Origin of the sequence: Streptomyces sp. NPDC000410, from assembly GCF_040300305.1 — a bacterium.
Classification (GTDB): domain Bacteria; phylum Actinomycetota; class Actinomycetes; order Streptomycetales; family Streptomycetaceae; genus Streptomyces.
In genome coordinates, this window is sequence record NZ_JBEPDM010000018.1 from 22,776 (window position 1) to 49,055 (window position 26,280).

The 26,280-nt window shown below is 71.9% G+C and carries 22 protein-coding genes; 10 read left to right on the forward strand and 12 right to left on the reverse strand.

Annotated features, from left to right (window positions below):
• The first annotated feature begins 133 nt into the window (after positions 1-133).
• Both ABT342_RS19545 and ABT342_RS19550 read left to right on the forward strand, forming a co-directional pair.
• Positions 134-898, forward strand: a complete 765-nt coding sequence (locus ABT342_RS19545; RefSeq protein ID WP_351574991.1) for a bestrophin-like domain — start codon at positions 134-136, stop codon at positions 896-898.
• Positions 899-1,103: 205 nt separating this feature from the next.
• Positions 1,104-1,658: a hypothetical protein gene (locus tag ABT342_RS19550; RefSeq protein ID WP_351574994.1), complete on the forward strand. Its 555-nt coding sequence runs from the start codon at positions 1,104-1,106 to the stop codon at positions 1,656-1,658.
• Positions 1,659-1,787: 129 nt separating this feature from the next.
• On the opposite strand, the gene ABT342_RS19555 is transcribed toward ABT342_RS19550, so the two are convergent.
• Positions 1,788-2,639, reverse strand: a complete 852-nt coding sequence (locus ABT342_RS19555; RefSeq protein WP_351574997.1) for a hypothetical protein — start codon at positions 2,637-2,639, stop codon at positions 1,788-1,790.
• Between the two features lie 326 nt (positions 2,640-2,965).
• On the opposite strand from ABT342_RS19555, the gene ABT342_RS19560 reads away from it, so the two are divergent.
• Entirely contained in the window at positions 2,966-3,628 is a 663-nt protein-coding gene (locus ABT342_RS19560) for a class F sortase (protein WP_351575000.1), read from the forward strand.
• A gap of 85 nt (positions 3,629-3,713) precedes the next feature.
• Here the strand turns inward: ABT342_RS19560 and ABT342_RS19565 are convergent, their stop codons facing one another.
• A complete protein-coding gene (locus tag ABT342_RS19565) occupies positions 3,714-4,562 on the reverse strand; it encodes a polysaccharide deacetylase family protein (RefSeq protein ID WP_351575003.1) in 849 nt (282 codons plus the stop codon).
• A 98-nt stretch (positions 4,563-4,660) separates the two neighbouring features.
• Positions 4,661-7,975 carry a bifunctional lysylphosphatidylglycerol synthetase/lysine--tRNA ligase LysX gene (gene lysX, locus ABT342_RS19570; protein WP_351575006.1) on the reverse strand — a complete coding sequence of 1,105 codons (3,315 nt, stop codon included), beginning with the start codon at positions 7,973-7,975 and terminating at the stop codon, positions 4,661-4,663.
• A 172-nt stretch (positions 7,976-8,147) separates the two neighbouring features.
• Here lysX and ABT342_RS19575 point away from each other — a divergent pair, with 172 nt between their 5' ends.
• From ABT342_RS19575 to ABT342_RS19585, 3 genes are all read left to right on the forward strand, one after another.
• On the forward strand, positions 8,148-9,584 hold the full coding sequence (locus ABT342_RS19575; RefSeq protein ID WP_351575009.1) for an amino acid permease: 1,437 nt from the start codon (positions 8,148-8,150) through the stop codon (positions 9,582-9,584).
• 224 nt (positions 9,585-9,808) lie between these two features.
• On the forward strand, positions 9,809-10,357 hold the full coding sequence (locus ABT342_RS19580) for a sigma-70 family RNA polymerase sigma factor (RefSeq protein WP_351575012.1): 549 nt from the start codon (positions 9,809-9,811) through the stop codon (positions 10,355-10,357).
• Between the two features lie 203 nt (positions 10,358-10,560).
• A complete protein-coding gene (locus ABT342_RS19585) occupies positions 10,561-11,139 on the forward strand; it encodes a hypothetical protein (protein ID WP_351575015.1) in 579 nt (192 codons plus the stop codon).
• A gap of 186 nt (positions 11,140-11,325) precedes the next feature.
• Here the strand turns inward: ABT342_RS19585 and ABT342_RS19590 are convergent, their stop codons facing one another.
• From ABT342_RS19590 to ABT342_RS19610, 5 genes are all read right to left on the reverse strand, one after another.
• Positions 11,326-12,546, reverse strand: a complete 1,221-nt coding sequence (locus ABT342_RS19590) for a sensor histidine kinase (RefSeq protein ID WP_351575267.1) — start codon at positions 12,544-12,546, stop codon at positions 11,326-11,328.
• Positions 12,546-14,285 (reverse strand): sodium/solute symporter, encoded by a 1,740-nt coding sequence (locus tag ABT342_RS19595; RefSeq protein WP_351575018.1) that lies wholly within the window; start codon positions 14,283-14,285, stop codon positions 12,546-12,548. Before ABT342_RS19595 ends, ABT342_RS19590 begins: the two co-directional genes overlap by 1 nt.
• A 28-nt stretch (positions 14,286-14,313) precedes the next feature.
• The gene (locus ABT342_RS19600) at positions 14,314-14,694 is read right to left on the reverse strand and encodes a hypothetical protein (RefSeq protein WP_351575021.1); all 381 of its coding nucleotides are present in this window, start codon (positions 14,692-14,694) and stop codon (positions 14,314-14,316) included.
• An 81-nt stretch (positions 14,695-14,775) separates the two neighbouring features.
• Positions 14,776-15,045: a hypothetical protein gene (locus tag ABT342_RS19605; RefSeq protein WP_351575024.1), complete on the reverse strand. Its 270-nt coding sequence runs from the start codon at positions 15,043-15,045 to the stop codon at positions 14,776-14,778.
• A gap of 284 nt (positions 15,046-15,329) precedes the next feature.
• The gene (locus tag ABT342_RS19610) at positions 15,330-16,154 is read right to left on the reverse strand and encodes a LytR/AlgR family response regulator transcription factor (protein ID WP_351575027.1); all 825 of its coding nucleotides are present in this window, start codon (positions 16,152-16,154) and stop codon (positions 15,330-15,332) included.
• Between the two features lie 196 nt (positions 16,155-16,350).
• On the opposite strand from ABT342_RS19610, the gene ABT342_RS19615 reads away from it, so the two are divergent.
• Entirely contained in the window at positions 16,351-16,950 is a 600-nt protein-coding gene (locus ABT342_RS19615; RefSeq protein ID WP_351575030.1) for an anti-sigma factor family protein, read from the forward strand.
• Here the strand turns inward: ABT342_RS19615 and ABT342_RS19620 are convergent.
• The 4 genes from ABT342_RS19620 to ABT342_RS19635 form a co-directional block, all read right to left on the reverse strand.
• Positions 16,933-17,808 (reverse strand): Fpg/Nei family DNA glycosylase, encoded by an 876-nt coding sequence (locus ABT342_RS19620; protein WP_351575033.1) that lies wholly within the window; start codon positions 17,806-17,808, stop codon positions 16,933-16,935. The genes ABT342_RS19615 and ABT342_RS19620 overlap by 18 nt on opposite strands.
• A 327-nt stretch (positions 17,809-18,135) precedes the next feature.
• Complete coding sequence (locus ABT342_RS19625; RefSeq protein ID WP_351575036.1) at positions 18,136-19,497, reverse strand: wax ester/triacylglycerol synthase family O-acyltransferase; 1,362 nt, start codon at positions 19,495-19,497, stop codon at positions 18,136-18,138.
• 109 nt (positions 19,498-19,606) lie between these two features.
• A complete protein-coding gene (locus tag ABT342_RS19630) occupies positions 19,607-21,682 on the reverse strand; it encodes a SpoIIE family protein phosphatase (RefSeq protein WP_351575039.1) in 2,076 nt (691 codons plus the stop codon).
• 75 nt (positions 21,683-21,757) lie between these two features.
• Positions 21,758-23,200, reverse strand: a complete 1,443-nt coding sequence (locus tag ABT342_RS19635; RefSeq protein ID WP_351575042.1) for a DUF6777 domain-containing protein — start codon at positions 23,198-23,200, stop codon at positions 21,758-21,760.
• A gap of 180 nt (positions 23,201-23,380) precedes the next feature.
• Between ABT342_RS19635 and ABT342_RS19640 the strand changes: the two genes are divergently transcribed.
• From ABT342_RS19640 to ABT342_RS19650, 3 genes are read left to right on the forward strand one after another with little or no spacing between them, the layout of a single operon-like run.
• On the forward strand, positions 23,381-24,247 hold the full coding sequence (locus ABT342_RS19640; protein WP_351575045.1) for a YndJ family protein: 867 nt from the start codon (positions 23,381-23,383) through the stop codon (positions 24,245-24,247).
• Positions 24,244-24,822 carry a DUF1990 domain-containing protein gene (locus tag ABT342_RS19645; RefSeq protein WP_351575048.1) on the forward strand — a complete coding sequence of 193 codons (579 nt, stop codon included), beginning with the start codon at positions 24,244-24,246 and terminating at the stop codon, positions 24,820-24,822. Before ABT342_RS19640 ends, ABT342_RS19645 begins: the two co-directional genes overlap by 4 nt.
• Positions 24,789-26,225 carry a lipase maturation factor family protein gene (locus tag ABT342_RS19650; RefSeq protein ID WP_351575051.1) on the forward strand — a complete coding sequence of 479 codons (1,437 nt, stop codon included), beginning with the start codon at positions 24,789-24,791 and terminating at the stop codon, positions 26,223-26,225. The genes ABT342_RS19645 and ABT342_RS19650 overlap by 34 nt, the downstream gene beginning before the upstream one ends.
• The last annotated feature ends 55 nt before the right edge of the window (positions 26,226-26,280 follow it).

The window sequence follows — 26,280 nt, forward strand, 5'->3', positions numbered from 1 at the left end:
TCCGCGTCGATTCCCTCCTCCGCCTTGCGATGCGTCCCCTAGGCCCTGCGGGCCTGGGGAGACCCCATGCACCAGACCCCGCTCCCTGATCCGGCCTGATCCGAAAGACAGGCCCTAGCCCCGGAGGATCCCCATGTCGGAATGGGTCGTACTGACGATCGCGATGGCCGCCGCGTGCGCGGTCGTCCTGACCATCACCGTCATCAACAACCGCCGGATCGGCGATGACGACGACCCCTCGGAGACCCCGGACGTCATCGAGTACATGACGATGATGATCGGCGTGGTGTACGCGATCGTGCTGGGTCTGGCCATCGCCGGAGTCTGGGAGGCGCGCAGCGCCGCCCAGGATTCGGTGCGCCACGAGGCCCAGGCGTTGCACGAGGTGTACGCCCGCGCCGAGGTCTACCCGGCCGAGGTCCGCACCCGTATCCGGGACGACGTCGACGCCTATGTCACCCATGTGGTGAACGACGAGTGGCGCGCCATGGTCGAGGAGGCCACCCTCACCGACGAGGGCACCCAGCTGCTGGAGCGGGTCCGGCGCGATGTCACGGACTACGTCCCGAAGAACGACCACGAGGGGCAGGCGTACCAGCCGCTGGTGGATCAGGTCGCGGCCGCGGACGACGCCCGGGGCGCCCGGGGGCAGGGCATCGAGGCGACCATGCCCGGCGTGGTGTGGTTCGGCCTGATCACCGGCGCCCTGGTAACCGTTGGCCTGATCTTTACGCTCCAGATTCGCCGGACACCCCGGGAACTGCTCCTCGCCGGACTGTTCAGTGCCCTGATCGCCTTTCTGCTCTTCCTCATCTGGGATTTCGACGCGCCGTTCGGCCGGGGTATCTCGGCCACCGCGGACCCGTTCATCGACCTGTTCCCGCAGTCCCGCGAGTGACCATGGGCGAATGGGCGCGAACACCCCCGGCGGCGGGCCCCGGCGACACGCCTGTGCGCCGCTCGGGGGACATGCGTGCCCCATTCGCCCGACTGCGATCGCGGGTGTGATAGTGCGCTCCTAGCGTTTCCGGCATCGAGGTGCATTTCCCGCCTTTGTGGAAACCCGTTCCGCAGCTGCTCCTCGGGGACCCGGAGGATTGACCATGCGCGCGATACCCGTCGCGTCCGCCGCTCTGCTGGGAGCGGCCGCCGCCCTCGCTCTGTCCACTCCCCTCGCGACGGCCACGCCCGCTGACGGCGGCGCCGGCGCCGGCAGCGCCGCGCGCAGGGCGCCGTTCTCCTATTCCGTCTCACCGTCGACCGTCGCACCCGGCGGGCAGGTGAGACTGACCGTTTCCGGCTGCACCACCACCGCCACGGCCTCTGCCGGCATCTTCGACACCGTCACCATCGCGCCGGGTATGAGCGCCTCGGCGACGGTCGACGCGGACGCCCGGCGGGGAGCCGTCTACTCGGTCGCGTTCACCTGCAACGGCCAGACGGGTACGACCGATCTGACCATCGCGGGCGGCACCGCCGCCCCGACCATCCGCTCGACCACCACCGTGCCGCCCGTCCAGGGCGTCAAGGGAGGTCTCGGCGGCAGCATCGGGAAGCTGAACGCCCTTGAGATCGCGGCCGGCTCGGTGCTCGTGCTGACCGCGGCGGGCGGGGCCTTCTACCTGGTACGCCGCCGGTCGGGAAACCGTATGCACTGACCAGGGGGGTCCGGCCGGTCAGGCCGGAGCCCGGCAAGGTCGGCCGGACACCCCCACGCCCGTTGCCCCGAGTCCTGGGCCAGGACTCGGGGCGACGGGCGGTTCGGGCCGACCGGGAGGTTCGGCCGGTCAGACCTCGCCGCCGTTCAGGCGCCGACGGCGGACGATGAAGGCAGCGCCGCCGACGGCCGCCGTGGCGACGAGACCGCCACCCATGGCCATCTCCTTGTCCGAGGGGGCCATCGAGCCGCCGAGACCGCCCTGCGCGCCACGTGCGCTGAGCACGCGGAAGCTGCGGACGGCGATGCGGTTGCTGCGGTCGCAGCGGACGGCGAGGCGGTACCGGCCCGGCACCGCGTGGTTGTAGATCCGGGCGGTGGCGATCGACACGGGCCCGTCGAAGCGGCCGCGGTCGCCGAGGAAACCGCGGTCGGGGAAGAAGCCGCGGTCACCGCCGAAGCCCTCGCCGCCCTCACCGCCCTTGCCGTCGTCGGCCGTGCCGGTCCCGGTCTTGCCGGTCGAGGTCTTGCCCGGCTCGGCCTTGCGGGTCAAGGCCTTGCCGTCGTCGGCCGTGGTGGCGTCCCCCTGGACGAGGTCGCCCTGGAGGGTGTCGCCGTTGACCCGGTCGTCGCCGTCGTCACCGAAGCCGCGGTCCGGGAAGTCCCGGTCGCCGAAACGCCGGTCGTCGAATCGGCGGTCGTCGAAACGGTCGTCGAATCGGTCGCCGAAAGCTCCGGCGCGACCGCGGAGCGGGGAGAGATTGGCCGTCGGGAACGCGTTGGAGGTGACCCTGCCGCTGCGTACACACCCCCTCACCAGGACGGTCAGGGTGGAGCCCGGGTGGACCGCATTGGGAAAGAGCCGGATATCGGTCGGACCATGATTGCCTCCGGTCGTGGTGGCCACTGCCTGCGGGGCGGAGAGCCCGACGGCCGCGACGCATGCGGTGGCGGCCACCGCGAAAGCGCGTGAAGCACGCATCGTTGAACCTCCATCGGAAGACGCCCCGGAACGGTGCTCCGGAAATGGACGAGTACGCCCTCCATGACGAACACTCACCGGCGCGCACATGGGTCGCACTTCGGCGCTGGGCCACCCCGGTGAGGCGACACGCCGTACCCGCGCCCCCGGATCTGACGGAGTCGCAGGTCACAGACCGTCAGAGATTTTGTATGCCTATGTACTCGTATGGGTTATCCCGAGTGGCCGTACCACCCGTTCGCCCCTCCCCGGTCGCGGCCGCCACCGGGTGCGCTTAGCGTGCGCCCATGCGGCGAGTTCGGAGAACCGGGAAGTCCGGAAGAACCATGGGCCAGTACGACGGCGGCCGGCAGCGCGGAGTGCGGCTGCCCTCACCCTGGGGGGTGCTTGCTCTCGTCATGCTCACAGGCGCGGCGATGATGCGAAACGGCATCGACGGCGGGGAGGGGCCGCCCCAGCCGGTGGCCGCCGCCTCGGTGGACAGCGGCCAGGGCGTCGTTCCGCCCGTGGTCACGGGCCTCGTCGAGCCGCTCCCGTACTCCCCCGCGTCCCGGATCTCCATCCCGTCGCTCAGGGTGGACGCCCCGGCGGTCGAGGTGGGGCTGGACCGGAACGGCTGGATCGACACTCCCCCGCCGCAGGAAGCCAATCTCGCCGGCTGGTACCAGAACGGCATCTCGCCGGGCCAGCAGGGCACATCGGTGATCGTCGGTCATGTCGACATCGCCACCGGTCCCGCGGTCTTCTACGGCCTCGGCACCCTGCGGAAGGGCAACCAGATCCATGTGACCCGCCTGGACGGCCGGATCGCGGTGTTCGAGGTGTACGGCGTCGAGGTGTTCGCGAAGGACGCGTTCCCCGGGGCCGAGGTGTACGGCGACAACGGCGTGCCGGAGCTGCGGGTCATCACCTGCGGCGGCGGCTACACCGAGTCGGGCGGCTACTCCGGCAACGTCGTCGTGTTCGCCCGGATGGTCAAGGCCGTCTGACGGGTACGCGGGCCGGCCGGCCCGGTCGTACGAGAGCCACCGGCCCGCTCCGGCGGGCCGGAACGGCCGTACGAACCCGCCCGCCTCAGCGGGCCGGAACGCCGATCCCGTATCCGGCCTCCAGCAGCCGGGGCAGATAGCGGCGCAGCGCCGCCACGCTCTGCGAACGGTCACCGCCCGCGTCGTGCGAGAGCACGACGGCGCCGGGCCGCGCCCCGGCCATGACGCGGGCGACGATGGAGCCGGTGCCCGGCTCGCGCCAGTCGAGGGTGTCGACGGTCCAGGCGAGGGGCTCCATGCCGAGTTCGGCGCCGATCTCGAACGAGAGCCGGTTCCAGGCCCCGTACGGCGCCCGGTACCAGCGCGGTGCGCTTCCGGTGCTCCGCTCGATGATCTCGCTGGTGCGGCCCAGTTCGTCGCGGATGCGCGACGGGGCGAGTCTCGGGACGAGCGGATGCGACCAGGAGTGGTTGCCCACGATGTGGCCCTCGTCGGCCATCGCGCGCAGCAGGTCCCCTCCCCGCACGGCCATCTCCCCGCAGACGAAGAACATGGCCCGTGCGCGGTGCTCGCGCAGGATCTTCAGGATGTCCGGGGTGTAGCGGCGGTCGGGGCCGTCGTCGAAGGTCAGCACCACGGAGTGGCCCAGTGCCGGCAGGCTCAGCAGGGGCCGCTGCCGGACCGCGGGGCGCGCTCTGGTCAGGCCGGCGGGCTCGAACGCCGTCATGGGCCGCAGCCGGTACGCGGACGCGTCGCTCCCCGCCCCCGCTCCCGCCGCCCCCGCCGCTTCCGGGCCCGCCGCCGGGGGCGCGGCCGTCGGCCGGAGGGGTGTCCGGGGCCGCTCCGGGGCGAACAGGGGTGCGGCGGCGGCTGCGGTGCAGGCGGCGATGCGCAGCACCGTCCGGCGCCCCGGCAGCATGTGATCCTTCTCCATGTGTCATGGCCGCACATGCGACGGCCCACGGGCGGCGGCGACACGCCGCCGTGGCCGAATGCACCCGATGGGACGAGCGACCGGCGTCGGCTGACGCGTCAGTGGCGGCGTACCAGGGGGAACGGCAGCGTGTCACGGATGGTCAGGCCGGTCAGGAACATCACGAGCCGGTCGACCCCGATGCCGAGCCCGCCGGTCGGCGGCATCGCGTACTCCAGGGCGTCGAGGAAGTCCTCGTCGAGTTCCATGGCCTCCGGGTCGCCGCCCGCGGCCAGCAGCGACTGGGCGGTGAGCCGTCGGCGCTGCTCGACCGGGTCGGTCAACTCGGAGTAGGCGGTGCCCAGTTCCGTACCGAAGGCGACGAGGTCCCAGCGTTCGGCGAGCCGCGCGTCGTGGCGGTGCTGGCGGGTCAGCGGGGAGACATCGGTCGGGAAGTCCTTGTAGAAGGTGGGGAGTTGAGTCTTCTCCTCGACCAGCCGTTCGTACATTTCGAGGACGACGTCGCCGCGGGTGTCGTCGGGGAAGTGCGGCACCCCCGCCCGGTCGCACAGCTGCCGCAGAGCGTCCTCCTCCGTGTCGGCGTCGACGTGTGCGCCGAGCGCCTCCGACAGCGCTCCGTAGACGGTCTTGACCGGCCAGGGCCCGGAGATGTCGTGGGTGACGAGCGTGCCGTCCGGGCCCGTCTTGTGGGCGACGGCCGACCCGAACGCGGCGACCGCGGCGCCCTGGATCAGCTCGCGGGTGAGGTCGAGCATCACGTCGTAGTCGGCGAAGGCCTGGTAGGCCTCCAGCATCGTGAACTCGGGGTTGTGCTTGTACGAGACACCCTCGTTGCGGAAGGTCCTGCCCAGCTCGAAGACCTTCTCCATGCCGCCCACGCACAGCCGCTTCAGGAACAGCTCGGGGGCGATGCGCAGATAGAGGTCCAGATCGTAGGCGTTGATGTGGGTGGTGAAGGGGCGGGCGTTGGCGCCGCCGTGGATCTGCTGGAGCATCGGGGTCTCGACCTCGAGGAACCCGCGGTCGAGCAGCCCCTGGCGCAGCGCCTGGACGGCGGTGGAGCGGGCGCGTACGACACTGCGCGCGTCGGGGCTCGCGACCAGGTCGAGATAGCGGCGGCGGACCCGGGCCTCGGGGTCGGCGAGGCCCCGGCGTTTGTCCGGCAGCGGACGCAGGCATTTGGCGGTGAGCTGCCAGTCGGTGACGAAGACGGTCAGTTCGCCCCGGTCGCTGGCGCCGATCTCGCCGGTGGCGGTGATGTGGTCGCCGAGGTCGGCGTCCGCGGTGAAGGCGGCGAGCACGGCGGGCCCCGACTCCTCCCGGGTGAACGCGACCTGGAGGTCGCCCGACCAGTCGCGCAGCACCACGAAGACGACGCCGCCGAAGTCGCGTACGGCCATGACGCGCCCGGCGACGGTCGCCCGGTCGCCGCTGCGGGCCGCGGGCGCGAGCGAGGCGTACGCGGAGCGGATCACCGCGAGGGTGCCGGTGCGCGCGGCGACGCCGACCGGGTAGGGGTCGACGCCCCGTTCGCGCAGCCGCTCCAGCTTGCGGTGGCGCACCCGTACCTGCTCGGGCAGTCTGCGCTCCCCCATGGGGCGTACGGTGTCGGGCCCGGCCAGCTCCAGGGCGTCGATCGGGGGCAGCCCTTCGGTGCCGGCGACGGGCCCTGCGCCGGGACGCGGGCGGCCCTTGCCGCGGAGCTTTCGCAGGCTCGGTACGGAGACGAAGCCCTCGGCGATCGCGGACGCGAGGCCGACACGGGCGAGGGAGCCCGCGTCGCCGTAGCAGAGGAAGCGCGGGTACCAGGCGGGCTGGTACTTGACGTTCGACCGGTAGAGGGCCTCCAGCTGCCACCACCGGGAGAAGAAGAGCAGCAGCCTGCGCCAGAGCCGGAGCACGGGACCGGCGCCGATCCGGGCGCCTTCCTCGAAGGCCGAGCGGAAGACGGCGAAGTTGAGGGAGATCCGCCGGACACCGAGCTGCGGGGCCTCGTCGCACAGCGCGGCGACCATGAACTCCATGATGCCGTTGGGCGCGGTGTCCCGGTCGCGGCGCATGACGTCGAGCGAGATCCCGTCGCGGCCCCAGGGCACGAAGGAGAGCAGCGCGATGAGCTCGCCGTCGGCGTTCAGGGCTTCCACGAGCAGACAGTCGCCGTCCTCAGGGTCGCCGAGCCGGTCGAGGGCCATGGAGAAGCCGCGTTCGGTCTCGGTGTCGCGCCAGGCGTCGGCCCGGCCGATGATCCGCTCCATCTCCTCGTCGCCGAGCGTCGAGTGGCGCCGGATCCGGGCGGTGGCGCCGAGTCTGCGGACGCGGCCGACGGCCTGCCGGGTGACCCGCATGTCCCGTCCGCCGAGGTCGAAGCGGTCGACGTACAGGATCGCCTCGTCGCCGAGCTGGATGGCGCCGAGCCCGGAGCGGGCGTAGGTCCTGGCGCCGTCCTCGGAGGCGCCCATGACGGCGGGCGCCCAGGCGTAGCGGCGGGCGACGTCCAGCCAGGCTTCGATCGCGGGGGTCCACGCCTCCTTGTCGCCGACGGGGTCGCCGCTGGCCAGCGCGACCCCGGCCTCGACGCGGTAGGTGACGGCGGCCTTGCCGGTGGGTGAGAAGACGACGGCCTTGTCGCGGCGGGTGGCGAAGTAGCCGAGCGAGTCCTGGGAGCCGTACGCGCCGAGCAGGGCGCGGATGCGTGGTTCCTCGTCGCCGTGCAGGGCGGCTTCCATGCGCTGGGAGCGGAAGAGGGTGGCGGCGGAGGCCAGCAGGGCGAGGGCGCCGAACAGGCCGAGGAAGAAGAAGAGCGGGCGGGGTGGCGTTCCGTCGAACTGGGCACTGGAGACGAGGCCGCCGAGCACCCGGTTGGCGGCGTAGAGCAGCCGCTGCTCGGGCACGAGGGTGCCGGGGAAGAGCTCGATGAGACCCCAGCCGAGCAGCACACCCGCGGCGAGCCCGACGACGAGGACGAGGAGCGCCCGGCGCAGCGCGCCGTGCCGGGTCAGGGCGTAGAACTCGCGGCGTGCCACGATCAGCACCGTCAGGGCCGCGACGCAGACAGCCAGGCTGGGGATCCAGATCCAGTCGGGGTCGAGCACCGATGCGAGGACGTCGGCGATCAGCACCAGTGCCAGGTAGACGACCACCAGCCACCACGCCGCCTTCTTGCGCGCGCCGATGGCCGCGGCGAGGAGCAGCAGGAAGACGGCGTAGGCGAGGTTGGCGCTGACGGGTACGGCGACCTGGTCGAGGAAGAGGGCGACGGGGCGCAGCAGCGCGCGCAGCGGCGGGATCAGCGCGAGCAGGGCGCAGAAGACCCCGAGCAGTGCGAAGAACATCGCGAAGGCGTCGGGCACCCTGGTGGTGAAGCCGCTGTGGGCCTCTGACCGCTTGTCCCGTTTGTCCACGCCGACACTCATGTTCCGCACTCTAGGGAGACCCTCGCCGCGCCGCCTCTCGGCGCCCGTGCCGGAGCCGCGCGACTCATGCGGAATCCTTGGCTCCGAACGCCGCATGTCGTCTTTCCTCGCCGCCGCCCCTGATCCATCATGAGCCGCCATTGGCCGACAGCAGTCCGCGGAGAGGTGACTCATGGCAGGGCTCCGTATGGGACAGGGCGTACTGCGCCGCAAGCCCATCGAACTGATCGAGGAAGGCCCCCCGGGCGAACAACTGACCAAGACACTGGGCCTGTGGCAGCTGACGGCCATCGGCGTCGGCGGCATCATCGGCGCAGGTATCTTCGCGCTCGCCGGGGCGGTCGCGCACGACACGGCGGGGCCCGCGGTCCTCGTCTCGTTCCTGATCGCGGGCGTGGCGAGCGCGGCCGCGGCCTTCTCGTACGCCGAGTTCGCCGGGCTGATCCCGAAGGCGGGTTCGGCGTACACGTACGGCTACGCGGTGCTCGGGGAACTCGCGGGCTGGTTCATCGGCTGGGACCTGCTGCTGGAGTACACGGCGATCGTGGCGGTGGTCGCGATCGGCATCTCCGGGTACTTCAACTTCCTGCTCGCCGAGCTGGGGGCGCCGCTGCCCGCCTGGATGCTGGGCGCGCCGGGGACGGGCGAGGGGCACGAGATCGATCTGTTCGCGGCGCTGCTGTGCCTGTTCATCGCGTGGCTGCTCACGCTCGGCATCAAGAGCGCGGCCCGTTTCGAGACGGTCGTGGTGGTGCTGAAGGTCCTGGTCGTGCTGCTGGTGATCGTGGTCGGCTTCTTCCACATCAACACCGACAACTACACCCCGTTCTTCCCGTTCGGCGTCAGCGGGGCGTTCACGGGTGCGGCGACGGTCTTCTTCGCGGTGTTCGGCTACGACGCGATGTCGACGGCGGCGGAGGAGTCCAGGGACGCCACGCGCCACATGCCGAAGGCGATCCTGTACTCGCTGGGGATCTCGATGGTGCTGTACGTGCTGGCGTGCCTGGTGCTGACGGGCATGCAGAACTACACGGAGATCGACCCGGAGAGCGGGTTCTCCACCGCGTTCAAGTCGGTGGGGCTCCCCGGGCTGGCCAATGTCATCGCGGTCGGCGCGATCATCGGCATCCTCACCGTGATGTTCACGTTCATGCTGGGCGTGACCCGGGTGTGGTTCTCGATGAGCCGGGACGGGCTCCTGCCCCACTGGTTCGCGAAGACGCATCCGACGCGGCACGTGCCGACGCGGGTGACGTGGATCGTCGGGGTGGGGTCGGCGCTGATCGCCGGTTTCCTGCCGATCGGCGAGGCGGCGGAGCTGACCAACATCGGCATCCTGCTGGCGTTCGTCGTGGTGTGCGCCGCGGTGATCGTGCTGCGCTACCGCGAGCCGGACCTGCCGAGGACGTTCCGCTGTCCGGGCATGCCCTTCGTGCCGGCGCTCGGTGTCGTGTTCTCGATCTGGCTGATCACGTTCCTGACGTGGCAGACGTGGTTGCGGTTCGCGGTGTGGCTCCTGATCGGCCTCGTCATCTACTTCGGCTACTCGTACCGGAACTCGAAGCTGGCGAAGACGCCGCCCGCGCGGGACGGGCAATCCGCTCCCTGACCCCCTTTCCGTCCGTGAGCGGCCGGCCGCGAGGCACGGCCCGGCCGACCGCTCACGGACGGATCAATGACCGTTCACCGACAACCGGCCGCACGCTCGCCGCTTCGTGCGACCGCTCGGCGCACACCTCGTGACAACGCCTGTCGCTTCCTTCCCTGATGCGTTCGGATACGGCTCGTAGCAGCGAGTTCTCAGATCAGAAGTGCACGGAAAGGATGCCGACGATGGCAACGGCGACGGCGACGGCCACCACCGACGAGCGTGCCCTGGCCGATCTCGAGCGCCAACACGGTCCCGCCCTGCTGAGCTTCCTCCTCGGCCTGACCTACGGTGACCGGCAGCGTGCCGAGGACCTCCTCCAGGAGACCCTGGTGAAGGCCTGGCAGCACCCCGAGACACTGGACGGACCGTACGAGTCGATCAGGCCCTGGCTCTTCACGGTGGGCCGCCGCCTCGCGATCGACGCGCGCCGCTCCCGGATGGCCCGGCCCACCGAGATCGGTGACGGCATCCTCGCGATGACGCCGGATTCGGCGGACGTGACCGAGAGCGCGGTGGCAGCGCTCGACGTACGGGCCGCGGTGCGCAGGCTCAGCCCCGAGCACCGCGAGGTGCTGGAGCAGATCTACTTCCACGACCGCAGTGTGGGCGAGGCCGCCGAGGTGCTCGGCATCCCGCCGGGAACGGTCAAGTCGCGTTCGTACTACGCGCTGCGGGCCATGGCCCGGTGGCTGCCCGGCTACAGCCGCACCACGGTGTCCACCGCCGCCTGAGCAGCCCTCATGAGCCGTTTGAGCAGTCACTTCAGACCCTGATGCCCCATCGGGGCTCCGGTCCCCCTCGGGCCACGCGGAGGCACTCCGCCGATTGGCGACCAGGCGCTCGAGTTGAGTAAAGAGGGACCCGGAGACGCGTCTCCCGGAGGAGGCTCGTCGTCGAGACACGCACCGAGCACGTCCGGGAGAAGGTGGAGAGAGTGCTGCCCGAGGGTACGAACGGCACCGGCGGAGGCGGACTTGCGGTCCCCATGGCCTGGCTGTGCGCCGAGTTCACGGCCGACGAGATACTGCGCGCGGGCCGGCTGGTCAAGAGCGGCTCACTGGAGTACCGGGCAGGCCGGGACACGCTCGCCCTGACCGTCTACCTGTGCCACGGCACCGGTGGCCCCAAGGGGAGCCAGGCGCTGCCCCGGCTCGACGAGTGGCTCCTGAGAACCGAGTACGGCCACCCCTGGCAGGAGTGGGTGCGCGAGCGGCTGGCAGACCGGGCGCGGGACGGTGCCGCGGGCCCCGATCTCGCGCTCGCCGGCAAGGCCTGGCGCTGGCTGGAGAGCACGGAACTGCTCGCCGCCGATCTGGGCGACCTCGCCGACCTCGGTGAACCGGGTACCCCGGGACCCCGCAACCCGGCGCGACCCGCGCGGCCGGGGCAGCCGGCTCCGTCGGCTCCGCCCGCCCACCCGGCACCGCTGTCCGTGGACGAGTCGGTGCAGGTGTGGACGCCCGCCTGGCGGCTGGGGCTGCCGCTGGGGCATCTGTCCATGCACCTGTTCTGACCTGCCGGCTCCGACCTGCCGACGCGGTGCTGTCCCTCCCCATGCAATGCTGTCCGCACCCGGTCCCGACCCACGCGGTGCCGTTCCTGGGCCCTGCCGTCCCACGGTGCCGTTCCTGGGCCCTGCCGTCCCACGGTGCCGTTCCTGGGCCCTGCCGTCCCACGGCACAGCGCCCTTCGGCGCTGATCAGAAGCCGTGTTGCCGCGCCACGCTGTTGTGCACACCCGCCCGGTACTTGGGCAGCCGCACCGTGATCTTCATCCCGGCACCGATGCCCGTCTCGATGACCAGGCCGTAGTCGTCGCCGTACACCTGCCGCAGCCGCTCGTCCACGTTGCACAGCCCGATGCCGGTGGGCCTGGTGGACTCCCCCGCGAGGATGCGGCGCAGCTCCGCCGGATCCATCCCGACGCCGTCGTCCTCGATGGTCACCACCGCCTCGGAGCCCGCGTCCTGAGCGGAGATGGAGACGCGGCACTCGCCCCGGGAGTCCTCCAGACCGTGTTTGACGGCGTTCTCGACGAGCGGCTGGAGACAGAGGAAGGGCAGGGACACGGGGAGCACTTCCGGCGCGACCTGGAGGGTCACCGTGAGCCGGTCGCCGAACCTGGCTCCGGCGAGCGCCAGGTACTGCTCGATGGAGCGGAGCTCGTCGGCCAGGTGCGTGAAGTCGCCGTGCCTGCGGAAGGAGTAACGGGTGAAATCGGCGAACTCCAGCAGGAGCTCGCGTGCCCGCTCGGGATCGGTCCGCACGAAAGAGGCGATCGCGGCGAGCGAGTTGAAGATGAAGTGCGGGGATATCTGGGCGCGCAGGGCGCGGATCTCGGCCTCGATGAGCCGGGTGCGCGAGCGGTCGAGCTCGGCGAGTTCCAGCTGGACGGAGACCCAGCGGGCGACCTCGGTGGCGGCGCGTACGAGAACCGCCGACTCCGTGGAACCGTAGGCGACCAGCGCGCCCAGTACGCCGTCCTCGCCGGTGAGCGGGGCGATCACGGCCCACTGGAGCGGGCAGTCCACGTCGTCGCAGCCGGTGCGGATGCTCTGGCTGCGCCCGGAGTCCAGCACCCCGGCGACCCGCCGCATCACCCGCTCCTCGTGGTGGTCGCCGCCGAGCCCGTCCCAGGCGAGCACGGTCTCCCGGTCGGTGAGGCAGAGCGCCTCGGTGCCCAGCAGTGAGCGCAGCCGGCGGGCCGCCTTGCGGGCCGTGTCCTCGGTGAGTCCGGCGCGCAGCGGGGGCGCGGCGAGCGAGGCGGTGTGCAGGGTGTGGAAGGTGGCCCGTTCGACGGGGGTGCCGAGCTCCAGGTCGGGCCGGGGGGCGCGGCGTGCGGTCAGCCGGCCGAGTGCGAAGCCCGCGGCGAGCAGGACGGCCCCGGTGGCGCTGAGCACCGCCACCGCCATGGCGTTCATCATTCGGCTCCTTCGGACTGGGCGGACCGGGTGCGGCCGACGAGGTCCTCCGGCAGGTGCAGGCGCGCGAGAATCGCGGTGGCGCCGGGAGGGATGTGACGGGGCGTCGCGAGCGACACCAGCACCATGGTGAGGAAGCCCAGCGGCACCGACCACACGGCGGGCCAGGCCATCAGCGTGGTCGGCCAGCCTTCGGGAGCGAGCCCTGCGCGGGTCGCGAGGACCGCGCCCAGCGCCGCCCCGCCGCCCGTGACGAGCCCGGCGACCGCGCCCGGCGGGGTGAGCCGCCGCCACCAGATGCCCAGCACCAGGAGCGGGCAGAACGACGAGGCGGAGACGGCGAAGGCGAGTCCGACGGCGTCCGCGACCGGCACGTTGCTGGCCATGACGCTCAGCGCGAGGGGCACCGCCATGGCGATGACCGTCGCCAGCCGGAAGTGCTGTACGCCGCGCGAGGGCAGGACGTCCTGGGTGAGCACGCCGGCCACGGACATGGTCAGCCCGGAGGCGGTGGACAGGAACGCGGCGAAGGCGCCGCCCGCCAGCAGCGCGCCCAGCAGGTCGCCCATGACCCCGCCGATGATCCGCCCCGGCAGGACGAGCACGGCGGCGTCGGCGTGGCCCGTGAGGGCGAGCTCGGGCGCGTAGATCCGGCCGAGGGCCCCGTACACGGGCGGCAGCAGATAGAACACGCCGATGAGCCCGAGTACGACGAGCGTGGTGCGGCGCGCGGCACGGCCGTTGGGGCTGGTGTAGAAGCGGACGGCGACGTGGGGCAGTCCCATCGTGCCGAGGAACGTCGCCAGTATCAGGCCGTACGTCGCGTACAGCTGGTAGCCGTCGCGCCCGCCCGCCAGCGGCTGGGACCAGCTGACCGGGTCGTCCCCGCCGGCCGACCGCTGCGGCACTTCGACGCCCTTCGGGAAGGCGAGGACGGTGCCGGCTTCGATGCGGTGCATGCCTTCGTCGAGGGTGACGGGGCGCTCGTCGTGCCGGGCGCCGTCGACCGTGCCGGAGACGGTGAGCGTCAGCGGTTGGTCCAGCTCCACGCGTACGGTGTCGTCGACCGTCACGACCGCGTGCTCGCGGAAGACGGTGGGCGCGTCGAACCGTGCGCGGGGCGCGTCGTCGCCCAGCCAGGCGGCGACCAGGAACAGGGCGGGCACCAGCAGCGCGGTGAGCTTGAGCCAGTACTGGAACGCCTGGACGAAGGTGATGGACCGCATGCCGCCGGCGGCGACCGCGCCGGTCACCACGACGGCGACGACGAGCCCGCCGACCCAGTCGGGTGCGCTGGTCATGATCTCCAGGGTCAGGCCCGCGCCCTGGAGCTGCGGCAGCAGGTAGAGCCAGCCGACGCCGACGACGAAGAGGCTGGCGAGGCGCCGTACGGGGGCCGATTCGAGGCGGACCTCGGCGAAGTCGGAGAGGGTGTACGCCCCCGAGCGGCGCAGCGGGGCGGCGACCAGGACCAGTAGGACGAGGTAGCCGGCGGTGTATCCCACCGGGTACCAGAGCATGTCGGGGCCCTGGAGGAGCACCAGTCCGGCGATGCCGAGGAAGGAGGCGGCGGAGAGGTACTCGCCGCTGATCGCGGCGGCGTTCAGGCCGGGCTTGACGGTGCGTGAGGCGACGTAGAAGTCGGAGGTGGTCCGCGATATTCGCAGGCCGAGCGCGCCGATGAGCACCGTCGCGAGGACGACCACGGCCACGGCCGCCACCGCGTAGGTCTGGTTCACTTCGGGTCCTTGTCCTTCGCCCGCACCGTCAACGGCTTTCGACGAGTCCGGTGAAGTCGTGTTCGTTGCGCTCGGCACGACGGACGTACCAGCGGGCGATCAGCCACATCACGGGATAGACGACGACGCCGAGCACGACCCAGAGGAACGGCTCGGGCGACGAGAAGGAGCCGAGGACTGCGGCGGGGAAGGCGACCAGCAGCGGAAGGCTGCCGACCATGAGGGCGAGCGCGCCCAGGGCGCACAGCGCGGCACGCAGCTGGCTGCGCATCAGGGAGCGTACGTAGACACTGCCGAGCGCGGTCTGCTCGCTGATCTCGGAGCGGGCCGGTGCGTACCCGGCCCTGCGGCGGGCGGCGCGGGGTACCCCCGTGACGACCTCACGGCGGGGTGGCTGGTCTGCAGACATCGTCGTCCACTCCCGCATCTCTCGGCGGACTTGATCGGCGGCTGGAGTCTACGCAGAGCGGGTCGGCCGGAACAGACCTCGTCAGCTGCTGGGCTTCCGCCCGCAGTCGGCGAGCGCGATCTCCAGCTCGACGTACGACTGCTCGGCCCTGCGGAACGCGGCCTCCAGGGCCGCCTCGGTTCGGGCACCGACCAGCCCCTGGGTCGACTCCTGGATCTCGTACAGCACATCCGCCCAGCGACCGGCTGCACTCTTCGCCCTGACGAGCAGTTGGGTGACGTCACCCGGGCTCGACGGCCGGATCGGCTGAAGACCGCTGAGCTCCTTGAGCAGCGCTTCGATATCGGACATCAGGCCCCTTTTCCCTTGCGGATCAAGGGTATGCGGGGCGAAGGGGGCACAACGAACCGAACGGACTGCCCATCGCCGTACGGCCCGGCCGGAGCGCCGAGCGGTCGGTCGTGTGCGGCGAACGGTCGGCACTCCGGACCGTCGTGATCGGCCTTCCCCGGGCGCCTCGGCGGGCGTCCTCCGGCGCTCGTCCACGGCGCTCGGCTCCTGGCGCCCGGCCGCGGGCGCTCAGCCCCTGACGCCCAGTCCCTGGCGCCCCGCCCCGGACGCTCAGCCCCGGACGCTCAGCCCCTGGCGTGGCGCATCAGCAGATCGCGCAGCTGGCGTGCGTGGCGGCGGCTGACCGCCAGCTCGGCCGTGCCGACCCGGACGGTGGTCGCCCCGGCGTCCAGGCGCAGTTCCTCGATACGGCCGAGGGCGACGAGATGACTGCGGTGGATACGGACGAATCCACGCGAAGCCCAGCGCTCCTCCAGTGTGGACAGGGGGATCCGGACGAGGTGGCTGCCGTCGGCCGTGTGCAGCCGGGCGTAATCGCCCTGGGCCTCGACGTAGGCGATGTCGTCGATCGCGACGAACCGGGTGACGCCGCCGAGCTCCACCGGGATCTGCTCGGAGGCCGTCCCGTCGGCGGATCCGGGCATCTCCGTCACCGGGGATCCGGCGGGCGTGGGGTGCGGCTCGGCGGCGGGTTCGGGCACGGCCCCGGTGGCGGGCGCGGCCACCAGTCCGGTCACCCGGCGGACGGCTTCGGCGAGCCGCTCCCGGCGGACGGGCTTGAGTACGTAGTCGACGGCCTTGAGGTCGAAGGCCTGTACGGCGAAGCCCTCGTGCGCGGTGACGAAGACGATGAGCGGCGGCCTGGCGAAACCGGCGAGCAGCTTGGCGATGTCGAGCCCGGTGAGCCCGGCCATGTGGATGTCGAGGAAGACGACATCGATGGCCTCCGCGCCACCGGGTCCCGCCTCCAGCGCCCGGGTGATGCGGCGGAGCGCCTCGGTCGCGTCGGTGGCTCCCTCGGCACTGCCCACGCGCGGGTCGGACCTCAGCAGGTACAGCAGCTCCTCGAGAGCGGGCTTCTCGTCGTCGACGGCCAGTACGCGCAGCATGGTGCGGAGTGTAGGGGCGGGGGCCGTACAGGGCCACGGATTGTCCGACGAACGAAACACTTCCGCCGTCGACCGATGAGTACGGAAGGGTCTTTCTGCGTACTTCACGACGACGGGACGGCAACACGGAACAGAACGGCACAGTACGGCACGGCACGGCACGTGCGTACGCACCACGCGAATCGAGGAATGCCCCATGGATCTGCTGGAGCGGCACCGTGATGTCGCCGCCTATGCGTTGGGGGTCCTCACTCCCGCGGACGCGTTCCGCTTCGAGGAGCATCTGTCGGAGTGCGTCCTGTGCGCGGTGCGCCTGGCGGAGTTCACCCCGGTCGCCTCGGCGCTGTCCTCGTTCGCCGGACCGGGGCGGCCCGAGGCCCGTCCGTCGCCGCGGCTGCTGGACCGGCTGCTGGAGGGGGTCGCGGTACGACGGCGGCGCGGTGCCCGGCGCCGGCTGCGGCTTGTGGCGGCGGCCGCCGCGCTGATCGTCGCGCTGCCGGTCGCCACGGTGGTGCTCGACGGCCCCGAACGGGCCTCCGGGGCGGTGTCGTTGCGCGGGACGGACTGGGGCACGGAGGTGACGCTGCGGCTGGGCGGGGTGCCCGGTGCGCAGACGTGTGAGCTGGTCGTGGTCGGCAGGGACGGCCGGGACTATCCGGTCGCCACGTGGACATCGGCCGGGAACGAGGAGCCGCTGGGGATGGAGGCGGGGACGGCGTTGCGGCCCGAGGAGATCGACCACCTGGAGGTCCGTACGGTCGGTGGCGAACGACTGGTGTCATTTCAGCAGCCGTGACAAACGGCGGTCGGCGAGCGGCTTTCCGCCGGTCTGGCAGGTGGGGCAGTACTGCAACGACGAGTCGTGGAAGGACACTTCGCGGATCGTGTCGCCGCATACGGGGCAGGGTTCGCCGGTACGGCCGTGCACGCGCAGGCCGCTCTTCTTCTCGGCCTTGAGCGTTCCGGCGGCGAGGCCGTGCGAGCGCTCGACGGCCTCCGCGAGGGTGCTCCGCATCGCCTCGTACAGCGCGGTGATCTCGGTGTCGGTGAGTTTCGAGGTGAGCTTGTACGGCGACATCCGCGCGGCGTGCAGGATCTCGTCGCTGTAGGCGTTGCCGATCCCGGCGATCAGGCTCTGGTCGCGCAGCGCGCCCTTGATCTGCCGTCGCTCACCGGCGAGCAGCCCGGCGAACTCCTCCCGCCCGAACCCGTCCGCGAGCGGGTCGGGCCCGAGCCGCGCGATGCCGGGCACGTCGGCGGGGTCCCGTACGAGATACACGGCGAGCCGCTTGGTGGTGCCCGCCTCGGTCAGATCGAACCCGTCCCCACCGGTGAGTGCGGCGCGCAGCGCGAGCGGGCCCTTGCCGGGCCGGGGCGGGCCGGACGGAAGGACGTCCTTCCACCGCAGCCACCCGGCCCGCGCGAGATGGAACACGAGGTGCAGCTCCTCGTGGTCCCTCGTGTCGGTCGCGATGTCGAGGAACTTGCCGTGCCGGCGTACGGAGACGACTTCGGCGCCCTCGACGGCGGTGAGCGGAGGGTCGTACGTCTTGAGCACGCTGATCGCCACGGGCAGGAGCTTGGCGATCTCCTTGCCCACGAGGTGGCTGTCGAGGAACTCTCTGAGCGCCTCGACCTCTGGCAGCTCCGGCATGCCTCCAGCGTGCCGCACGGGGAGGGGGGCCGCAGGGTGGTGATTACTGGGGGGCGCCTGCGGCGGGCTTCTTTCCCGACCCCGCCCCTTCCCGAAAACTAGGGGCAAGCCCCCAGCCCCCCGTACGGCCTCCGGCCGTGTCCTCAAACTCCCCCTACGCCCTGCGGGCGTGGGGGTCGCCCCCAGACGGGCTCCGTAGGAGCCCCTCCGGCGATTGAGGAGCGGGGGTTCGGGGGCAGAGCCCCCGCAACGGGGGCTGGGGCGGAGCCCCAGTTGCGGGAAGGGGCGGGTAGGGGAACAAGCCCGCCGCAGGCGCCCCCGTCCGGGTTACCGGATCAGGGCCACCAGGGACGCCAGTTCGGATTCCACCGCGTGGGCGAGACGGTCCGCGTCCGGGACCGCCTTGCCGTCGGCGACCAGGCCGACATGGACGTGGCCCCCGTACGTGGACATCGCGACCGCCAGCGACTGGCCACGGGCGAGCGGCGCCATCGGGTAGATCTCGCGGAGCGGGCATCCACCGAGCGAGAGTGCCGAGCGCGGCAGCGGCACGCTGGTCACGAGGAGGTCGAAGAGCATCCGCGCCGCGTTCCCGGCGAGCGGCGCGCCGAAGCGGTGGGCGAGCGGCGGGAGCTGGTCGGCGAGGACGGCCACCGCGCCGGGCCCCCGCAGCGGTCCGGCGGCCTTGTTGCGGTCCATGGCGGTGCGGACCGTGTGGAGCCGGGCCCAGGGGTCGGGCTCCGCCACGGGGAGCCCGAGGAGATAGGCGGAGAGGCGGTTCCCGGAGCCGGGCGGACTGCCGGGACGTCGCCGGGACACCGGGACGAGGGCGCGCGGGTCGGTGAGCGGCAGGGACTCACCGCGCTCGGACATCCAGCGCCGCAGCGCTCCGGCGACGATCGCGAGCAGGACGTCGTTCGAGGTGCCGCCCGCCACCCGCCGGACCTGCTGGACGTCGTCCAGCGAGAGCCTGGCCGTGGCGATCCGGCGCGTGCCGCTCGAACTCGCGATGAGCGCGGCCGCGCCGCGCGGATCGAGCCGGCTCGCGCGCGCGAGCGACGCGCCGACGAGGGAGGCGCCGACCCCGAGGGCCCTGCTCAGTTCCTCGATGCGGCCACGGGCCAGCCCGGCGACCGTCGTGCGGCCGGCCCTGCCGCCCCGGCGTGCGCGGCCGGTCCGCGTGCGGGCGGCGCGGGCGTCGGCGATCTCGTCGAAGATGCCGGCGCCGATCGCGACGGCACGCATTCCGTCGGCCAGGGCGTGGTGCAGCTTCACGAGAACGGCGAACGGGTCGCCGGGCCCCCCGGTGAGGAGGTACATCTCCCACGGCGGCAGCCCGCGCTCCAGTGGTCGTTCCATCAGTTCACCGGCGAGCCGGGCGGCCCCGGCGGCGAAGTCGCCCGCCGGGAGCCGGATCTGGCGTAGATGCCGCCGGACGTCGAACTCCGTGTCGACGGCCCAGGCCGCGCCGCCCACCGGCAGCAGCACGTCACGCACCCGCATCCGCAGCCGCGGGATCGCGGCGGCGCGGGTGGCGAGCAGTTCGAGGATCTCCTCGACTCCGCGGCCGTCCGGTTCGCCGCACGCGGGCGGCGCGAAATGGGCGAGCGCGCCGAGGTGCATGGGGTGGTCGGCGGACTCGAGGTGCCAGAACGCCAGATCGAGAGGTGCCAGAAGCTCAGTGCTCAAGGGGGTCCTCATGTCCTAGAGGCCGGAACACAGGGACATGCAGTCAATCGCCTGCGGTCGGTTACGGTCAAGTACAGTTACGTTACGTACGGTTAGCATTTGGTAATGATCAGGTTGCTGATCGGTCCTGGACGATGAACTCGCACCACACACATTTGCCGCTGCCGCGCGATTCCACACCCCAGACGTCCGCCAGCCGGTCCACCAGCATCAACCCCCGCCCCGACACCCCGGACTCGCCCGCCTCCCGGCGGCGCGGCAGCGCGCTGGACGGGTCCTCGACCTCCACCCGCAGCCGGCGTTCCGGTCCCGACAGTACGCGTACGGTCACGATGGCGCCGCCGTCCGTGTGCATGAGCGCGTTCGTGATCAGCTCGTCGGCGGCCAGCTCGATCTCGTCGGACCTCTCGCCCGCCCCCCAGGCCCGGACCGCGGCCCGGATCATGTGCCGGGCGGAACTCAGCGCCTCCGGGTCGTTCTGCGCCACGTGCTGCTGGAGCCGGCCGCCCGCCCGCGGTGCGTACGCGCCGTGGCGGCGGAGCAGCAGCAGCGCCACATCGTCGTCACCGGCCCGCTCGTCGACCTCCTCGCACAGCCGGTCGGCCAGCATCTGGAGGTCCCTCGGGCCGCCCCGGACCAGGGAAGTGAGCAGCTGCATCCCGTCGTCGAGGTCGGCGCCCGGCAGCTCGACCAGCCCGTCGGTGTAGAGCAACAGGGTCTGCCCGGGGTCCAGTTCGACGGTGGCCACCGGATACTCCAGCCTGCCGAACTCGGCGGAGAGGCCGAGCGGCAGCCCGCCCTCCAGCGGAACCCGGCGGCACTCGCCGTCGGTGTCGCTCAGCAGCGGGTCGACGTGACCCGCCCGCACCATCTGGACCACACCGGTGGTCAGGTCGGCCTCCGCGTAGATACAGGTCGCGAAGCGTTCGGTGTCGAGTTCGTGGAGGAAGACGGAGGCCCGCGCCATCACGGTCGCCGGCGTGTGCCCTTCGGCGGCGTACGCGCGCAGCACGATGCGCAGTTGCCCCATCACGGCGGCGGCGTGGGTGTCGTGCCCCTGGACGTCCCCGATGACCGCGCCGACGCGTCCTCCGGGCAGGGGGATGACGTCGTACCAGTCGCCGCCGATGTCCCGGCCGAGCCGGGCCGACCGGTAGCGGACCGCGATCTGCGCCCCGGGCACCGCGGGGATCCGGCGCGGCAGCATCGCCTGCTGCAGCCCCTCGGCGAGGTCGTGCTCCTGCTCGAACAGGACGGCGCGCTGGAGGCTCTGCGCGATGCTGCTGCCGAGCGCGACCAGCAGATTGCGCTCGTCGGTCGTGAAGCCGGTCTTCTCGGAATAGAGCAGTCCCAGTGCTCCGATCGGGCGGGCCTGGGCGATCAGCGGCAGATACGCGGCCGCGTTGATGCCGAGGCTGCCGATGTGTGTCCACAGCCGCGGATAGGACTCGGCGAAGTCCTCCTTGGACTCGATGAAGCGGGGTGCGAGCGTGCGGATGACCTCGCTCATCGGGTACTGCTCGTCGACCCGGGTGTAGCGCGTGCCGGGCACGAAGGAGCCCTCCGGCCCCTCCGCGACGAGATGGATCCTGCCGCCCGATTCCAGCAGCCCCATGACGAGGCTGGTGGCTCCGAGATGCTCCAGTCCGTGCGAGTCCTTCAGTACGTCGATGACGTCCCTGACGGTCCTGGCGTGGGCGAGGGCGGCCGTCGTGCTCTCGACGACGCTCGTCTGGCGGCGGCGTTCGTCGTCCAGTTCCATGCGCGCGCTGGAGTCGGCGAGCTCCTGCGTGGCGTCGCGCACGATGCCGATGATGCGGTGCGGACGGCCCGAGGCGTCCCGCCGGACCGAGCCCTGGGTGTGGGTCCAGCGGAGACTGCCGTCGCGGCAACGGATACGGAAGTAGGCGCCGTAGGCGCTGCTTCCGTTCTTGAGGGCCTGCGCCACCAGTGCGTCCAGGCGTATCGCCTCACTGGGCGGGACACGCGCGGCGAGGGTGGCGGGGAGCCCGTCGTACTCGTCCGCCGCCATCTCGAACACATCGAGGGCGGACTGGTCCAGGTGCATCAGCCCGGTGTCGAGGTCCCAGTCGAAGCTGCCCATGCGGTTGAGGGCAAGGCTCAGATCCGGATGGACGGGCCAGTCGTCGGGAAGCGACACGGCACCCGCTGCCCGATCAGCCATGGTGACACTCTGCCATTATTTGTCCGATTTTTCGAGCGAGTGGAACGCGGGGGCGGTGCCCCCTGCCGCGTCCCCTCAGCCCTCGAAGGACTCACCCTGGTCGGAGGAGTCACCCGCGTCGCCCGAGTCTCCCGAGTCGTCGACATCGCCCGCGTCGTCGGCTTCGGCGGGATCGGCCTGGTCGACGGACACCTCGGAATCACCGTCCGCACCGAGGTCCCCACCGAGGTCTCCACCAAGGTCCCCACCGTCGGCACCCTCGACGTCACCGCCGCTCTCGATGTCGCCGCCGCTCTCGGCTTCGTCGCCGAACTCGCCGAACTCACCAAGCTCACCGAGCTCACCGAGCTCACCGAGCTCACCGAGCTCACCGAGCTCGTCACCCTCGCCGAACCAGCCGTCCTCACCACCTTCACCCTCCCCACCGTCCTCGCCGAACCAGCCGTCCGCCCCGGACTCGCCGCCCTCCTCCGCGTCGGGACCGAGCGCATCCGGATCGAGCGGCTCGGACCCGCCCTGCTCGTCCGGCTGGACGAGTGACTCGCCTCCGTCGAGGTCGCCGGATCCGCCACCGGCCTCCGGCTCCGGGCGCGGCGCGTCCGGCCGTGCGTCCGTCCCGTCGGGGCGCGCCGGCTTCGGGCTCGACCCGTCCTGACGGGCGCCCGCCCCGCCCTCGGGCCGGGAGGTGCGCGGCGCCTCGGTGACATGCAGGCCCGGCGCGTACGACGGCGGCACGTCGGGCTTCTTGTCCGCCTCGCCGTCCGTCCCGCTCTTGCGCTCCAGCCAGGCGTTGGCCGCGATGTCGACGATCACGAGACTGTCCAGCGCCTGGGCCGCGCGGGTGATGACGACGACCCGGCCGCTGTCGTAGCCGCTCCACGGCTTGCCCTGTGGCTGCACCGCCGTGTCCTCGACCACGGGCGGGGCGAGCGGGTTTCCGGCGGCGCAGCGGACTCGTGGTGAGCCGTGCTCGTCGACCAGCACGGCGGTGCCGGCCTGGAGTACGGCCTGGTGGCGGTGAGCCGCGCCGTCGCGGTAGCCGTGGCCGGTGACCCGGGCGTCGGCGCGCAGGAGCACCGGGGTGAGCCCCCGGAGGAAGCCCGCGATGTCCTCCTGCCCGATGCCGGCCCCCTGGGCGAAGGCGCGGCCCTTGGTGCGGTCGGCCGCGAGGAAGCGGATCTGCTGCTCGACGTCGCAGCTCGCGACCGAACGGGTGCCGCCGTACAGGCCGGGCGTGGAACCCGGCACCGCGCGCAGCGGCCGCCCGGGGGACGCGTCGCCCCCCGAGCCCCCGCCGGCGACGCCCATGGCGGCCGTGGTGGTCGCCGTCGACGGGGTGAACGGGTCCGGCCCCTGTTCGCCGTACGGCTGGAGATGGACCTGCTGGGACGGCGACGCGCCGCCCTGGCCCTCGTCGGCGCCGATGGAGCAGCCCGTCAGCAGCACGACGGCCGACAGCCCCGCCGGCAGTGCCGCTCGGCCGGCATACCGGCCACGCATCGGTGAGTTGGCAGACATGTCCCGCGATCTCCCGCCTGGTCGACTTCGCCCGGAGCGATTTCTCTCGTTGATCTCGCTTGTTGATCTCTCTTCTGCCTCATCCCGGACCATCGCGCGACTTGAACGCGTTCAAGAATTGCCATAGGCTCACGCAAGGAATTGAACACGTTCAAGCGGCGTTCGAGCAGGGAGTCCGGCATGAGCAGCGCACTTGTCAACGTGATCGTGATGCTGGGCATGCTGGTGATCGTGCCGATGGGCCTGCGCCTGATCGGCGACCCCGGTCCGGTGCTGTTGCGCCACCTGTGGCCGCTGCTCGCCGCCCCGGGCGCGCTCGCGCTGTGGCTGCCGCGTGGCGCCCTCGCCACCGCCCTGGCCACGACGTACGCGCTCGCCACCCTGGCGCTCGCCCTGCACGCCCCGGCCCGGTACGCCCGTACGCGCTCACTGCACCCCGCCGAGATCGCCGTACTGACTGCCCTGGTCACCCCGGCGGTCGCCGGCAGCGCGCTGGTGGCCGAGCGTGCGGGGCACCGGCTCTTCGGCTTCGATCTGGAGATCCTGGCCCTGACCGTGCCCCACTTCCACTACGCCGGATTCGCCGCCGCACTGGTGGCCGGGCTGGTCTGCCGCACGGCCGACGGCCCGGCGGGCCGCTTCGCCGCGCTCAGCGTGCCGCTCGGCACCCTGCTGGTCCTCGCGGGGTACTTCGTCGACGACTGGGCCGAACTGGTCGGAGCGCTGGTGCTGACCGCCGGAATGTGGGCCGTCGGCCTGCTGACCTGGCGTGACGTACGGACGAGCCAGGATGGACCGCTCACCCGACGGCTCCTCGCGGTGTCGGCCGCGGTGCTGGTGGCGACGATGCTGCTGGCGCTGAGCTGGGCGGTGGGCGAGGCGACCGGGCTGCCGCATCCGAACCTGAGCTGGATGGCCGCCACCCACGGCCTCGGCAACGCGCTGGGCTTCGCGCTCTGCTCGATGCTGGCCTGGCGGCGGCTGACCCCCCACATGCCGACACCGGACAAGCCCCGGGACGCACACTCCGAGGAGATCAGCGCGTGAAGAGCAGCACTGCCGCACTCAACTACCGGGAAGTCGGTGCCACCCGCGTCGGCCCGCTCCCCGACGGTTACCACCACCTCCACCACCGCACCCGCATCGGCAGCGGCCGCGCGGCCTTCGAGGCCGCCGGAGCCGCGGTCACCGCCTTCCACATGCACCGGGCGACGGGCGCGCGCGTGCGGGCCACCTCGCCGCACGCCGAGCCCGGCGCGGCCGTCGAGGTGTCCCTGGGCCTCGGGCCGCTCCGGTTCAGGGCCCCGTGCCGGGTGATCTGGGCGGAGTACGAAGGGGACCGCACGGGCTTCGCCTACGGCACCCGGGTGGGCCATCCGGAGCGCGGCGAGGAATCCTTCGTCGTGGAGCTCCGGGACGACGGTTCGGTCTGGTTCACCGTAATGGCCTTCAGCAGGCCCGCCCGCTGGTACACGCGGCTCGCCGGACCCCTCGTTCCCGTACTTCAACGGCTGTACGCCCGCCGGCTCGGCACCACGCTGCGGCGGATCGCGAACCCGGCCGATACTGGAGGTACCGGAGGTCCGCGATGGAGTGGTTCACGGCACCCGACTACTGGCTGAGCAGGCTGGTCTTCCAGCGGACGCTGGCCGCCGTCTACCTCGTCGCCTTCGTGGCCGCCGCTCTCCAGTTCCGCGCCCTGATCGGCGCGCGCGGCATGCTCCCGGTGCCCGAGTACGTACGCCTCGTACCGATGCGACGGGCGCCCAGCATCTTCCAACTCCACTACTCCGACCGGTTCTTCGCGGCCATGGCCTGGTCCGGGGCGGTGCTCGCGGCGGCGCTGGTGGGCGGCGCGGCCGATCACCTTCCGCTGTGGACCGCGATGCTGTGGTGGGCGGTGCTGTGGGCGCTGTACCTGTCGATCGTCAACGTGGGACAGACCTGGTACGCCTTCGGCTGGGAATCCCTGCTGCTGGAGACGGGCTTCCTCGCGATCTTCCTGGGCAACGAGCGGGCCGGGCCGCCCGTGCTGGTGCTGTGGCTGCTGCGCTGGCTGCTGTTCCGGGTGGAGTTCGGCGCCGGACTGATCAAGATCCGCGGCGACGAATGCTGGCGCAGACTGACCTGCCTGTACTTCCACCACGAGACCCAGCCGATGCCCGGCCCACTGAGCTGGTTCTTCCACCATCTGCCGGGCCCGCTGCACCGGGTGGAGGCCGGGGCGAACCACGTCACGCAACTTTTGGTGCCGGTCCTCCTGTTCACCCCGCAGCCGATCGCGAGCGTGGCGGCCGGATTGATCATCCTCACCCAGCTCTGGCTGGTCGTCTCGGGGAACTTCGCCTGGCTGAACTGGCTGACGATCGTCCTGGCGCTGTCCGCCGTCGACGGCTCCCTGCTCGCCGGGCCGCATCCGCTCCCGGCGCCGCCGCTCTGGTACGAGGTCCTCGTGATCGCGGTGACCGTGCTGGTGCTGGCCCTCAGCTACCGCCCGGCGCGCAATCTGCTCTCCAGGAGCCAGGCGATGAACCGTTCCTTCGATCCGCTGCACCTGGTCAACACGTACGGCGCGTTCGGCACCGTGGGGCGGGTCCGGCTGGAGGTCGTGATGGAGGGCACGGACGAGCCGGTGCTGCGCGCCGGTACGGTGTGGCGCGAGTACGAGTTCCATGGCAAACCGGGGGATATCCGACACTGGCCCCGCCAGTTCGCCCCGTACCATCTGCGCCTGGACTGGCTGATGTGGTTCGCGGCGCTCTCCCCCGGCTACGCCCGCCCCTGGTTCGGCGCCTTCGTCGAGCGGCTGCTCGACAACGACCCCGACACACTGCGGCTGCTGCGCCGCAACCCCTTCCCCGACGCCCCGCCGCTGTACGTCCGGGCCCGCCTCTACCACTACGAGTACACGACGTGGCGGCAGCTGAGGGCCACGGGCGCCTGGTGGCAGCGGCGCTATCTGCGTGACTACCTGCCGCCGACCCGGCTGAGCACGACGCACGCTCCGGCCGGGCGGAGCGTGTGAACGGGCCGTACCCCCCGGTCCGTCAGGAAACCGGGGGGTACGAGGGGCACAGCGG

Excerpts from the sequence above, each read along its gene's own strand:
- ABT342_RS19545 (WP_351574991.1), top strand. The coding sequence starts at position 134 with ATGTCGGAATGGGTCGTACTGACGATCGCGATGGCCGCCGCGTGCGCG.
- ABT342_RS19550 (WP_351574994.1), top strand. The coding sequence starts at position 1,104 with ATGCGCGCGATACCCGTCGCGTCCGCCGCTCTGCTGGGAGCGGCCGCC.
- ABT342_RS19555 (WP_351574997.1), bottom strand. The coding sequence starts at position 2,639 with ATGCGTGCTTCACGCGCTTTCGCGGTGGCCGCCACCGCATGCGTCGCG.
- ABT342_RS19560 (WP_351575000.1), top strand. The coding sequence starts at position 2,966 with ATGGGCCAGTACGACGGCGGCCGGCAGCGCGGAGTGCGGCTGCCCTCA.
- ABT342_RS19565 (WP_351575003.1), bottom strand. The coding sequence starts at position 4,562 with ATGGAGAAGGATCACATGCTGCCGGGGCGCCGGACGGTGCTGCGCATC.
- lysX (WP_351575006.1), bottom strand. The coding sequence starts at position 7,975 with ATGAGTGTCGGCGTGGACAAACGGGACAAGCGGTCAGAGGCCCACAGC.
- ABT342_RS19575 (WP_351575009.1), top strand. The coding sequence starts at position 8,148 with ATGGCAGGGCTCCGTATGGGACAGGGCGTACTGCGCCGCAAGCCCATC.
- ABT342_RS19580 (WP_351575012.1), top strand. The coding sequence starts at position 9,809 with ATGGCAACGGCGACGGCGACGGCCACCACCGACGAGCGTGCCCTGGCC.
- ABT342_RS19590 (WP_351575267.1), bottom strand. The coding sequence starts at position 12,546 with ATGAACGCCATGGCGGTGGCGGTGCTCAGCGCCACCGGGGCCGTCCTG.
- ABT342_RS19600 (WP_351575021.1), bottom strand. The coding sequence starts at position 14,694 with ATGTCTGCAGACCAGCCACCCCGCCGTGAGGTCGTCACGGGGGTACCC.
- ABT342_RS19605 (WP_351575024.1), bottom strand. The coding sequence starts at position 15,045 with ATGTCCGATATCGAAGCGCTGCTCAAGGAGCTCAGCGGTCTTCAGCCG.
- ABT342_RS19610 (WP_351575027.1), bottom strand. The coding sequence starts at position 16,154 with ATGCTGCGCGTACTGGCCGTCGACGACGAGAAGCCCGCTCTCGAGGAG.
- ABT342_RS19615 (WP_351575030.1), top strand. The coding sequence starts at position 16,351 with ATGGATCTGCTGGAGCGGCACCGTGATGTCGCCGCCTATGCGTTGGGG.
- ABT342_RS19620 (WP_351575033.1), bottom strand. The coding sequence starts at position 17,808 with ATGCCGGAGCTGCCAGAGGTCGAGGCGCTCAGAGAGTTCCTCGACAGC.
- ABT342_RS19630 (WP_351575039.1), bottom strand. The coding sequence starts at position 21,682 with ATGGCTGATCGGGCAGCGGGTGCCGTGTCGCTTCCCGACGACTGGCCC.
- ABT342_RS19635 (WP_351575042.1), bottom strand. The coding sequence starts at position 23,200 with ATGTCTGCCAACTCACCGATGCGTGGCCGGTATGCCGGCCGAGCGGCA.
- ABT342_RS19640 (WP_351575045.1), top strand. The coding sequence starts at position 23,381 with ATGAGCAGCGCACTTGTCAACGTGATCGTGATGCTGGGCATGCTGGTG.
- ABT342_RS19650 (WP_351575051.1), top strand. The coding sequence starts at position 24,789 with ATGGAGTGGTTCACGGCACCCGACTACTGGCTGAGCAGGCTGGTCTTC.